The 11,279-nt window shown below is 40.3% G+C and carries 13 protein-coding genes; 9 read left to right on the top strand and 4 right to left on the bottom strand.

All coding sequences use genetic code 11. The annotated features are described in order from the left end of the window. Positions 1-354 precede the first annotated feature (354 nt). Genes NG55_RS11785 through NG55_RS11775 form a run of 3 tightly spaced genes read left to right on the top strand, consistent with a single transcriptional unit; the run spans position 355 to position 2,544 of the window. Positions 355-828 (top strand): regulatory sequestration protein YfiR, encoded by a 474-nt coding sequence (locus NG55_RS11785; protein WP_016541483.1) that lies wholly within the window; start codon positions 355-357, stop codon positions 826-828. 4 nt (positions 829-832) lie between these two features. After that, positions 833-2,056: a diguanylate cyclase DgcN/YfiN gene (locus NG55_RS11780; protein ID WP_016541484.1), complete on the top strand. Its 1,224-nt coding sequence runs from the start codon at positions 833-835 to the stop codon at positions 2,054-2,056. Between the two features lie 8 nt (positions 2,057-2,064). Next, complete coding sequence (locus NG55_RS11775) at positions 2,065-2,544, top strand: outer membrane lipoprotein YfiB (protein ID WP_016541485.1); 480 nt, start codon at positions 2,065-2,067, stop codon at positions 2,542-2,544. Positions 2,545-2,591: 47 nt separating this feature from the next. Here NG55_RS11775 and NG55_RS11770 read toward each other — a convergent pair whose 3' ends face one another. Further along, a complete protein-coding gene (locus NG55_RS11770) occupies positions 2,592-3,602 on the bottom strand; it encodes a metallophosphoesterase (protein WP_065343335.1) in 1,011 nt (336 codons plus the stop codon). 169 nt (positions 3,603-3,771) lie between these two features. Between NG55_RS11770 and NG55_RS11765 the strand changes: the two genes are divergently transcribed. Next, positions 3,772-5,334: a phospholipase D family protein gene (locus NG55_RS11765; protein WP_016541487.1), complete on the top strand. Its 1,563-nt coding sequence runs from the start codon at positions 3,772-3,774 to the stop codon at positions 5,332-5,334. On the opposite strand, the gene NG55_RS11760 is transcribed toward NG55_RS11765, so the two are convergent. Then, the gene (locus NG55_RS11760) at positions 5,327-6,157 is read right to left on the bottom strand and encodes a lysophospholipid acyltransferase family protein (protein ID WP_065343334.1); all 831 of its coding nucleotides are present in this window, start codon (positions 6,155-6,157) and stop codon (positions 5,327-5,329) included. The genes NG55_RS11765 and NG55_RS11760 overlap by 8 nt on opposite strands. 190 nt (positions 6,158-6,347) lie before the next feature. Between NG55_RS11760 and NG55_RS21010 the strand changes: the two genes are divergently transcribed. From NG55_RS21010 to NG55_RS11740, 5 genes are all read left to right on the top strand, one after another. Next, positions 6,348-6,488, top strand: a complete 141-nt coding sequence (locus NG55_RS21010) for a hypothetical protein (RefSeq protein ID WP_164467929.1) — start codon at positions 6,348-6,350, stop codon at positions 6,486-6,488. A gap of 74 nt (positions 6,489-6,562) precedes the next feature. Further along, on the top strand, positions 6,563-7,906 hold the full coding sequence (hflX, locus tag NG55_RS11755; protein WP_065343333.1) for a ribosome rescue GTPase HflX: 1,344 nt from the start codon (positions 6,563-6,565) through the stop codon (positions 7,904-7,906). 34 nt (positions 7,907-7,940) lie between these two features. Further along, entirely contained in the window at positions 7,941-8,312 is a 372-nt protein-coding gene (locus tag NG55_RS11750) for a hypothetical protein (protein WP_171257968.1), read from the top strand. 11 nt (positions 8,313-8,323) lie between these two features. Beyond that, positions 8,324-8,992 (top strand): LrgB family protein, encoded by a 669-nt coding sequence (locus NG55_RS11745; RefSeq protein WP_016541491.1) that lies wholly within the window; start codon positions 8,324-8,326, stop codon positions 8,990-8,992. Positions 8,993-9,079: 87 nt separating this feature from the next. Next, on the top strand, positions 9,080-9,523 hold the full coding sequence (locus NG55_RS11740) for a DUF2147 domain-containing protein (protein ID WP_016541492.1): 444 nt from the start codon (positions 9,080-9,082) through the stop codon (positions 9,521-9,523). Between the two features lie 133 nt (positions 9,524-9,656). On the opposite strand, the gene NG55_RS11735 is transcribed toward NG55_RS11740, so the two are convergent. Continuing rightward, positions 9,657-10,352, bottom strand: a complete 696-nt coding sequence (locus tag NG55_RS11735) for a DsbA family protein (protein ID WP_065343331.1) — start codon at positions 10,350-10,352, stop codon at positions 9,657-9,659. After that, entirely contained in the window at positions 10,343-11,167 is an 825-nt protein-coding gene (locus NG55_RS11730; protein WP_065343330.1) for an MBL fold metallo-hydrolase, read from the bottom strand. The genes NG55_RS11735 and NG55_RS11730 overlap by 10 nt, the downstream gene beginning before the upstream one ends. Positions 11,168-11,279: the final 112 nt, after the last annotated feature.

Genomic DNA, 11,279 nt, shown 5'->3' with positions numbered 1-11,279 from the left:
CAATTTCTTAAAAGTCAACAGGTAATTTAGATATTTAGCAAACTTATCAACCAACCCAAGAATCTAACCACTTTAGCCAAATCCTTGTTTCTCAACAAGTTTTTATCTGCATCACCGCCGATGGATGTGCATTCTACAGTATTTCACTCCCAACACAACCCCCTTTTTCAAATTTATTTAAATTATTAAATCAAGCGACTATTTTTTGAACTGAACAGTTACTTTTAATGCTTTTTCTTTATGTTTAAGAACTTTTTTTAAACAATTAAGTCCAGTAGAATATGTCTCTTGCTTCACATTTTTTGGCACTTTTGATTGAAAATACGGTTTGCTGGTAAAAAGGCTCGATATTTATTGCTTGCTGCATCATTTGCTGCGAGCCCGCTTTGCTATGCCATATCTACACATAACTTTTATGAGTTGGCTTTATCCATATTAAGTTATAGCAAATGGTCCAATACAAATCGCCCAACGATTTGTGTCATAGACAATCCAGATGCCGCAAATCAGTTTCAAAGCAACATTCGTCAACTTGCTTATGAATATCAGGTTCAGGCGGTCAGCGCTAAAGATTTCTCCAAAACTGAATGTCATGTTGCCTATTTCACAACAACTTCACCACAACAACAGCAGAATTTGATTCAAGCTTACCCATCTCGATCGCTGCTTTCATTAAGCACCAATAATCCAGCCTGCGAAGTGGGGAGTATTTTTTGCCTATATAATAAAAAGACCTTTTCAACCTTTAAGGTGAATTTGGATGCATTAACTTATTCCAAGGTTCATATTGATCCTCGTGTTTTACTTTTAGCGAAGAATGCGGGGTAAGACAGTGATTTCAAATTTATATCAATCAACCTCCTTACATGCGTTATTCCGTAAATCACAGTTTGCGATCTTTGCCATTACCTTTGTCATCTGTTCTTTTACCTTTGCCACAATTTCCATGTTCACCATGGAAACCTATGCAAAACAGAATTTACAATTACTAAGCCAAACAGTTCTGGAACGTGTTCAACCAGCCGTGGTGTTTAGAGATAAAGGGGCAATTGATCAAATTCTTGATGATTACACCAGTGAACATGCGATCCGTAGTATTCATGTTTATGACCCACAGCAACAGTTATTGGCTGAAAGTACCAAAAAAGTTGCACATACATCAGTAATGCAAGATTTAATGGATCGTTGGTTTTTACATGATCCGGTTAAGCTCATGGTAGTCCATCATAAGAAAAAAGTAGGCGAACTGGTACTGTATGGCAGCTCCGAAAATATTTTGCATTTTTTAAAGACCATTATTATTGGTCTGGCAATTTCAATGTTTTTCATTGTGATTGCATTGTTGTGGTCGGTGAATATTACTTATCGTCAAATTATGCAAGCAATTAAACCATTGACCCATATTGCACAATTGGTGAGTGATCAAAAAGCTTATAATTTACGTTTTCCAAACAACCATATTCACGAGTTTCAAAATTTAAATACGGTATTCAATGAATTGCTAGAAGAAATCCAAATTTGGCATACTCATTTGCAAAAAGAAAATCGTCAACTTTCATTCCAAGCCCATCATGATCAACTCACCAGCTTGCCAAATCGTCATTATTTTTATCAAGAACTATTTAATATCTTTGAAAACCCGCAATACCGTCACAACTCCGCCTTATTATTTATCGACAATAACAAGTTTAAAATGATTAATGATGAATATGGGCATTTAGCAGGTGATGCCGTTTTAAAAGAAATGGCATCTCGTTTAAGACTATCAGTTCGCCATGAAGATTTTATTGCACGTTTAGGTGGTGACGAGTTTGCCATTATTTTACATTCAATTCATCACGCTGATCATTTAACCACAATCGCTGAAGGAGTGCTCGCAAGTTGCGAACAGCCATTGGCGTTTAACGGACAAATGATTCATTTCGGTTTTAGCTTAGGGGTTGCTTTTTCTCAGTTTGCAGAGAATCCAGAGGATTTAATTATGCAAGCCGATCAAGCCATGTATAAAGCTAAAAATTTAAACCCACATTGGTTTCTGTATAAACCAGAAATTTAGGACATGTTATGCGCACTCACACTATTAAAATTTCATTTATTGCGTTGCTCTGCCTAACATTGGCTGGCTGCTTGAGCTTTGGCCCGTTGAAATATCGTCAGGTCAAAATGCTCAAGAAAGAAGGTTTTGTTCTCACGAATGAAGGCTGGACGTTGGGTCTACCTGAGCGCTTGTTATTTGATTTTAATAAGGCAGAAATCAAGCCTGAACATCAACAAGAGATTATTCGTTTAGCAACTCAATTGAATAAGTATGATCTACAGAAATTAAAAATCGTGGGGCATACTGATGATATTGGTAATCCAGAATATAACCAAAAACTTTCTGAAGAACGGGCTCAAAGTGTTTCAAGCATCTTTGTGGCTCAAGGATTCAAGCAAAATAACTTGACTGTCGTGGGTCGTGGTTCACACCAGCCATTTGTTCCAAATACGACTGATGAAAACCGTGCTAGTAATCGCCGCGTCAATGTCATCATCATTCCATAAGTAAATGGATTCAATAAAAAACCGACGCAATGCAGTCGGTTTTTTATTTAAATTAGTTCGATGATATCAATCGTTGGAGGTACCCGGAAACGAAACGGTACACCAACCATCCCTGTCCCCACCGTAACAAACACGTCGGCATGTTCATGGGTATAGAAACCCTTCTTATGACCTAAAATAGAAACGCGTTTCATAATATAACTGGTGATCCAAGGCAGTTCAATCTGCCCGCCATGCGTGTGCCCTGAAAGCATTAATGGTCGTGTCGGCAGTTCAGGCACCATATCGACCGTATCTGGATTGTGCGACAAAATCAGCCAAGGTTTGTCTTGAGGTAAATCAGGCATAAAGCGCATATTGGCCTTACCTGCCCATAAATCTCCAATCCCGATCAAACGGAACTCATCAAAATCAACAATTTTTCCCTCAATATCCATCACGTTATTCTGTTCAAGTGCTCGGCTTAACAAAGTTTGAATTGGGGGCCCAGGATATTGTTCATCATGATTACCAGGAACCGAATACACAGGCGCTTCAATTTGCTTGAGTGCCTCAAGCTCCTGTACCAAGCGGTTCTCAGGTTCATACGTCCAATCACCCGCCACCACCACTAAATCAGGTTGCGCTTGATTGAGTTTCTTCACAATGCTTTTTAATTGCCGTTCATGCCCTGAAAATAATCCGACATGCATGTCTGCAACCAAAGCGACTTTAATTGGTCGGGTAAATTCACGTTCTGAATTGAGTCGATACTGATGATGTTGAACATGAATTTTGTGCGGCTCAATAAAACGCGCATAGATCAACACACTGCTCAGTAAAAAAACGAATCCTGCTTGATGTAGGCTGTAATATTCAACCCAACCGGCATAAATGCTAAAGAACCACAGTGGAACTAATAAATAAGACAGATAAAACGCCAATAAATGTACAAAGGCTTTAAACGGATGGATAGTTTCTGTACGTGCTTGATGAACCCAAGCTTGAATCAATGCCCAAAATGCCAGAACGGCAAAAATAAGATAAAAACCCAAAATAATACTATCCGAATTCGACATTACAGCCCTCATTAACTTTAGCTTAGGGACATACATCTCATCTTATATTTATCTTTTTCGATGAAGTGGTATACTCGAGCCCAACTTTTAACCAGTAACGATTATGACGCAATTTTCTCATTTAAATAGCAAACATACAAAGATAAGTACAAGTACTTACAATAAAAGTATGATTGCGATTTATTGCTCAATTGCGCTCACTGTTACGGGTTGTAGCACCTTACCCAAACATAAAATCGAACCTATTATTCAAACAACTGCACAGATTGATACCTCACAAACTTCTCTAGCGCAGGTGATAAAGCCTTTACAGGAACAACATCCGGACCTCACCGGTTATCATGTTTTATATGAACCTTTAGAAGCACTTGCAGCTCGACTGCGTTTAATTGATAAAGCCGAAAAGACCTTAGATTTACAATACTATATTTGGGACAATGACAAAGTTGGGGCTTTGGCCTTGCATGCACTGATCCGTGCGGCAGATCGCGGTGTTCGAGTGCGACTCCTCATTGATGATAATAATGCCAAGCATACCGAAGGCATTTTTTTAGCTTTGGCACAGCACCCAAATATTGAAGTCAAGCTCTTTAACCCCTACCGTTTCCGCAAATATCGCGCAATTGATATGGTATTGGATTTAAAACGCATCAATCGTCGCATGCACAATAAAAGCTTTATTGCTGACCATCAGGTTGCCTTGATTGGTGGCCGCAATATGACTAACCAATATTATAACGTCAGTGATACTTATCAATTTTCTGATGTGGATGTGATGTTGTTTGGTACGGCTGTGAATGATATTTCCAAATCATTTGATGATTACTGGAATCATGAATATGCCTATGATGTTCGAGAAGTGGTAAAACAAAGTGCTCACCGCTTAAGCTATGAGAGTCTTAAAGAGCAACTTGATGAGCACTATAAAAGGATTACTGTACAAAACTATGTCGATTTAACCAGCCGCTCCCAAGCCGTCGATGCCCTCATGGATCGAGATATTTCACTCGACTGGGTCAAGGCAGAGGTAGTCAAAGACTCTCCAGATAAAATTAAATCCAAAGCAAAAAAAGAAGAACATCTCAACTTCCAGTTAATTAACCATCTCGAACAACCAGAAAAAAACATCGATTTAATTTCGGCTTATTTTGTTCCTGAAAAGAAAGGAACAAAAATTTTAAGTGATTTGGCCCAAGATGGTATCGAAGTCAGAGTGTTGACCAATTCATTTAAGGCCAATGACGTAGCCGTGGTACATGCTTTTTATGGTAAATACCGCCAAGAACTGCTGGAAAATGGCGTACAACTGTATGAGTTTCTACCGGCTTTAGATAAAAGTGATTTAGATAAACACACTGAAGAGCTGGCAAAAAAAGCCAAGGTCAATATCAAGGGTTTAAGCCGCTCCAGTCTACATGCCAAACTGATGGCACTCGATGAAAAACAGGTCTTTATTGGTTCTTTTAATTTTGACCCACGCTCGGCCTATTTGAACACCGAAATTGGCGTATTATTAAACAGTCCACCTTTGGCACAAGCAGTACATGCCACCATGGATCAAAACTTAAAAACCTATGCATATCGTTTGGTTTTAGATGCCAACAAAAAAATTACCTGGCAACGTGAAACCCCACAGGGCCCTCTAATTTATACCAAAGAACCCAAAATGAAATGGTGGCAAAGAGCAGGCATGAAAGTGATTTCATGGCTGCCGATTGAAGGGTTTATGTAGTTTCCACGCTTTCTGGTAGCACGGAGAGTACTTTTTGCTGCAAACGCTCTAGACCAGCTCGCATTTGGCGGTCAACCTCCTTGGTCAGCGTTTCTACCGTATGTCCTTCGACTGGAATCGCAGGTAAAGTCAGTAAATGTGCAGTGACTTTAGGCATCTCCAAAACACGTTGTACATGTTCTGCAAAAGACATCTCGCCAATGAATGGTGCAACCAAATCCAACTCACCCTTTTGGTTGACATAGCAAATCACACAAATCTGCACAGGTCGCTGTGCTTCAATTGCTGCACCTAATAAACGTCCGTGTACCTTTTTTACTTTACTGCCATCCGTTGTGGTGGCTTCTGGAAAGAACAGCACAGGAATATCTTGTTTTAAAAACTCAGTAATTTGCTCACGGATTCGAATCGAATCTCCTGAACCTCGTTTAATAAATAAAGTCCCACCACCCTTTGCCAAGTTTCCTAAAATAGGCCACTTTTCCACTTCTGCCTTGGCCAAAAAAAAGATACGTGCACCTGAGCCTAAAACAGCCACATCCAACCAAGAAATATGATTACTGACCCATAGGGCTGGTTCACGCGGAATGGCGCCATGCACTTCAACTTCGATATTAAAGACTTCACACAAACGGCGACAGAAATACTGCACATAACGGGTATTTACAGGATTATTTGGATCTTTATATAAACCATGACGGTAAATAAGATAGAAGCCCTCACCAATGGTTTCTAAACCTGCGGCTAATTTTTTACTATATAAACTGAATTTCGAAAACAAACTTAAAGGTGTGTTATTTACTGCTGTTGCTTGTTGAGTCATAAATTCTTAAAACCGTACGCATAGATGCACATGTGCATTGAATTAACTCTGTTATATCATGTCGATATTGCCTTATAGAAGTTTCCTTCATAACAAAAAACGAATGTGAGCATAAATTTTTTCAATTTTAAAAGATTTATCAGATCAAATATTATAAATAAATCGAATTTACAGATTAAAAGGTGATGTGATGAACCCGCAAAGCACGACATCTGAAACCCAAACCACCATTCCTTATGGCTATGCTTTAAGAATGTTTTTGGGATGGTCTATTTTATATATGGGAACCTTAGTCGGATTCATTGAGCTGATCCGTCGTAATGTCATATAAATCCGCGAAGGCTTTGCCCTTTAGTTAAAGTTTATTCTAGAATAAGGCTTTAAATATAAGGATTTCATAAGCACGTGGAAAATTTTGAGCAGCGTCAAAGCGGTGAACGGGCAATTTTAGTCAGTGTGTCTGTCCAGCTCCTCGACGATCTTGATGCTGAAGAGTTTCGATTGCTCGCTCAATCTGCTGGCGCTGAAATCCTTGAACATCTCATTGTGCAACGTAATAAGCCTGACCCGAAATTTTTTATCGGTTCAGGGAAAGTCGATGAAATTGCTGAATTGGTCCAAAGCCTCGAAGCCGAGTTGGTCATTTTTGACCATTCATTGTCGCCTGCCCAAGAACGTAATCTTGAACGAATTCTGAAATGTCGTGTGATTGACCGCACAGGTTTAATTCTGGATATTTTTGCGCTACGCGCACGCACCCATGAGGGTAAATTACAGGTTGAACTGGCACAACTCAAACATTTATCCACCCGTTTAATTCGTGGTTTTACCGGTAATCTCGAACAACAAAAAGGCGGCATTGGCCTACGTGGGCCAGGTGAGTCGCAACTGGAAACTGACCGTCGTTTAATCCGCGTCCGTATTACTCAGCTCAAAGATAAACTGATTAAAGTACAGCAAACCCGCTTGCAGGGTCGTGCTGCACGTCAAAAAGCCGCCATTCCGACCATTTCTTTAGTGGGTTATACCAATGCTGGAAAATCCACGCTGTTTAATATCCTCGCCAAAAGCGATGTCTATGCTGCCGATCAACTATTTGCAACGCTCGATCCCACTTTACGTCGCCTAGACTGGGACGGTATTGGCACCGTTGTACTGGCCGACACCGTTGGATTCGTTCGTAATCTACAACATGATTTGGTGGAATCGTTTAAAGCCACTTTAGAAGAAACGCTAGAAGCGACGCTGCTCTTACATGTGATTGATAGCAGTAGTCCGAATATGCCTGAACAGATTGAAGCCGTAGAGTCCGTCCTCAAAGAAATTGGTGCGGATGCCCCGATTTTGCATGTTTACAATAAAATTGATCTCAGCGGTGATGTCGCCAAAATCATTTATAAAACAGCTGATGTCCCTGATCGGGTCTATGTCTCTGCCCATTCAGCTCAAGGACTTGAATTACTCAGTCAAGCTGTACAACAGTGTCTGATGGGTCAATTACAACAGTTTGATTTAGTGTTAAAACCCGCTTACGGTAAATTACGCACGCAACTCTATACCTTGAATGTAATTCAATCTGAACACTATGATGAGCAAGGTGACCTGCATTTGTCGGTGTGTATTGCCCCTCATAAACTGGAACAACTCATCAAACAAGCACATTTACCATTAGACGAAATTCTTGGAAAAAAAGCTTCCCTATTTCAGCGGCCTTTGGAAGAATTTGAGATCGATCATCCATCAGCATAATTGCGATCAGCCATCGTTCAAATAAACGAGAGTAATAAAGAAAATGAAGAATATTGATTGGACAGCTTGGTTTGGCACGATTTTCTTAATTATTGTCTATCGTGAAGGGGCTGTTGCGATCACACAGGCTTTGGGACATCCTGAACTGGGTAATTTGGTGGGACTGATTAGCTTATTAATCACCTTATTGATTTGGAGACGGTTTAAAAAAATCTCCAATCGTTTGATTGATACCAACAACAAAATATTGAAAGAAAGTGGCTTTGCCTTTTTGCCCATTTGCGCAGGCTCATTAATCATGTTGGTGCATATGGGCAAAGAAATTCCTGCATTTTTATTTATCTTAACGTTTAGCACATTATTGCCATTATGGATTTATGCCAAAATGGCGAAGCGTTGGTTATAAGGAGCTGATCTATGTCGATGGTTATTTATGGCTTCATCATTACCTTCATTAGTTATCTTCTTGCCAAGCCACTGAATCAAAAATTTCCGCAGATTCCTTTGATTGTTTTTGGCATGTTTATTGTCATCGCTTTCTTAGCCATTTTTGGTATTCCATATCAACAGTATATGGATAATGTGAACAACGTTTTTAGCCACCTGCTTGGCTATGTTACAGTTGCTTTGGCCATTCCATTGGCGGCCATGCGTTATGACGATTTGCCGCTTAAATCAATGATTGGTATCTTATGTTTCGCCAGCATTAGTGCAGTTGCGTTACCGATGGGCTTGGCCTATTTACTGCACATGTCGGAACCCACCATTATGGCTTTTGCTACTCGTGCTGTGACCACGCCCATTGCATTGAACATCGCAACACTCCTCCATGCTCCTTTAATGATGGTCACCCTGATTGTAATTCTATCAGGGGTGATTGGGGCTGCGTTCTCGCCTTGGATTTTAAAGCATATTCATGACGAACGTGCTTCGGGTCTGGCACTAGGTTTAGCTGCGCATGCAATTGGTACAGCTCAAGCATGGCAACGCGGTCCTGTCACAGGCCGTTATGCTGCCTTTGGCATGGCCGTAAATGGCGTATTTACAGCCATTTGGCTTCCGACTTTCATTCTCTCTTTATCCTAAGATTTGCCACAAATATCACATAAAGATTGAACTAGTTGTCAGATATCCTCCATAATGTAAGCTTAAACGTTAAAAGGATTTTTAATGATGGGCAAACAATTATTAAGTGCGTTACTTTTATCTGCGGTGAGCAGTTTTACTTTTGCAGAGGATATTACGGGGCTCTGGCAAAGTATTGATGACAAAACGGGGGCGCCTAAAGCATTGGTTGAAATTCGTAAAGAAGCGAATGGCACCTATGCAGGCAAAGTAGTTAAAATTACACCACGTACGGGTTACACACCGAAAGAAACCTGTGTGGATTGTCCTGCGCCTTATACCAACAAACCAATCGTGGGTTTAGATGTGGTGACGGGTTTAAAATATAGTGAAGGCCTAAACTATACCAATGGACGTATTTTAGATCCGAATACAGGCAAAATTTATAGTATGAAGGCCAAACTCAGTGCCAATGGCAAACGTTTGCATTTACGTGGCTATTTAGGTGTTTCTGCTTTAGGTCGTAATCAAATCTGGATTCGTGCTGAGTAAAAACCAATTCCGCTAAAAGCCATATTACGCGCTTTTCTCTGATCCTCTTGATCTCGGTTCCAGTCAAAAAAAGCTTCTTCATCTTATATTGCGATGAAGAAGCTTTTTATTTAACACGATAAACCAATTCAAATTAACCTGAGCCGTGCTTGATCATTTGCTCTAGATGCGCTTGCCAAGCTTCAGGTCGACCCAACCAAATCGTGCTATCTAAACGCTGAATTTGGCGATTAGCGTTACCCAATATAAATGTCGGGAAACCACCGCCACCTATACGGTTAAGTAATGCATGACTCTTGCCAAAATGTTGTTGGATTGCCAGTCCAGTTTGCGCTTGCATTGCTGCCTTGAACAAATGAACATCTAAGCCCATTTCTATGGCGATGTCATCCAACACAGAGAAATCGGCAATACGACGACCTTCCAGATAATGTGCTTGTTGCAAACGATGTAACATGTCTAAACCACGCTCGGCAATCGACTCAGCAGCAAGTATCGCAATCGTCGGTGGTTCTGAATCCAGTACTGCGGTCATGTCATTTAACAAAATTTCATGGTAGGCATCACCAAAAGTTTGCCCACTGAGTTGTGCAATACGTAGATCATTAGGTTTAACATATTCACGCCACTCGGGTGTGATCATTTTACGACGACCATTTGCAGCGGTCATCATACCACCACCATGTAACTCAATTTTTAAACCTGCTACTTGACGTGCCGCTTCGACCAAAGGCGCTACGGCATAGCACCAACCACATAAAGGGTCGAAAATATAATGTAATGTCGCAACAGCATCATCTGCTTTGGTTTGGGTATTGATTAAGGCCATTGTAATTCCCCTTTCACCACTTTAGCTCCCAACTCCAAATAAGAACGATCTGCTAAATCTGGATAATGCTTCAACATGGCAGCAATCAGCGCATCAGCCGTCTCAGATGTATTCACTTCTTTTTCATAAAGCTCTAAATACGCTTGCATGAAGGCCACAGATTGAATCGTATAAGGTGGCTCACCATCACTATTCAGTTGGTAATGGCCTGGTATAACCAACTCAGGATTTAAAGATTGAATATGTTCTAACGTTTTCAACCAGTTTTGACGAGAACTTAATGTTGCTGTGTCTGCCATCCACACATGTTGATTCGCTTGTACAGGAATACCACCAACAATCGCTTTCAATGAATCAATCCATACCAAACTGCGCGCTGGGGTCGCACCATCTAGACCAATAATTTGTAATGTATGACCTTCTAGCTCAAAACGATCACCGTCGAGTACCTCAGGTACTAGAATCGCTTTCGGTACATTGTCCTTAAGTTGTGGTCCCCAGTATGCAAGTTTAATTTCTTTGGTTGCATCAATCGCAGCAACTGTAGGGGCAGAAGCAATAATTTTAGCTTCTGGAAAGGCTTTATGCAGTGTATCTAGACCGAAATAATAGTCTGGATCGCTATGACTAATATAGATCGTCGTTAATTTACGTCCACCCGCTTTAATCTTTTCAACCAAAGCTTCTGCATCATTTCGCTGGAACTGGGCATCAATCAAAACAGCCTCACGCTCACCAGAAATGAGGACTGAAGATACTGGAAAAATTGATGCAGGGCCCGGATTAAAAACATCTATAGAAAGAGAATGAGTCATGATGAATTACTCCTTTTAAAAGTAAAATTGGAATAGAACCAATATATGCTCATTTAATCGCGCTAAAAACCGTTTGAAATGAGCTTATTTGTTGCATAAAATGAACAAATAG

Origin of the sequence: Acinetobacter gyllenbergii (assembly GCF_001682515.1) — a bacterium.
In the GTDB taxonomy this organism is placed as follows: domain Bacteria; phylum Pseudomonadota; class Gammaproteobacteria; order Pseudomonadales; family Moraxellaceae; genus Acinetobacter; species Acinetobacter gyllenbergii.
Note: the sequence above shows the minus strand (reverse complement) of the source record. Positions and strands in the feature narration are given on the sequence as shown.

What these genes read in the sequence shown, in the direction of transcription:
- NG55_RS11765 (WP_016541487.1), top strand. Translation starts at nt 3,772, where the DNA reads ATGATTGCGATTTATTGCTCAATTGCGCTCACTGTTACGGGTTGTAGC.
- NG55_RS11740 (WP_016541492.1), top strand. Translation starts at nt 9,080, where the DNA reads ATGGGCAAACAATTATTAAGTGCGTTACTTTTATCTGCGGTGAGCAGT.
- NG55_RS11770 (WP_065343335.1), bottom strand. Translation starts at nt 3,602, where the DNA reads ATGTCGAATTCGGATAGTATTATTTTGGGTTTTTATCTTATTTTTGCC.
- NG55_RS11730 (WP_065343330.1), bottom strand. Translation starts at nt 11,167, where the DNA reads ATGACTCATTCTCTTTCTATAGATGTTTTTAATCCGGGCCCTGCATCA.
- NG55_RS21010 (WP_164467929.1), top strand. Translation starts at nt 6,348, where the DNA reads ATGAACCCGCAAAGCACGACATCTGAAACCCAAACCACCATTCCTTAT.
- NG55_RS11735 (WP_065343331.1), bottom strand. Translation starts at nt 10,352, where the DNA reads ATGGCCTTAATCAATACCCAAACCAAAGCAGATGATGCTGTTGCGACA.
- NG55_RS11775 (WP_016541485.1), top strand. Translation starts at nt 2,065, where the DNA reads ATGCGCACTCACACTATTAAAATTTCATTTATTGCGTTGCTCTGCCTA.
- NG55_RS11760 (WP_065343334.1), bottom strand. Translation starts at nt 6,157, where the DNA reads ATGACTCAACAAGCAACAGCAGTAAATAACACACCTTTAAGTTTGTTT.
- NG55_RS11745 (WP_016541491.1), top strand. Translation starts at nt 8,324, where the DNA reads ATGTCGATGGTTATTTATGGCTTCATCATTACCTTCATTAGTTATCTT.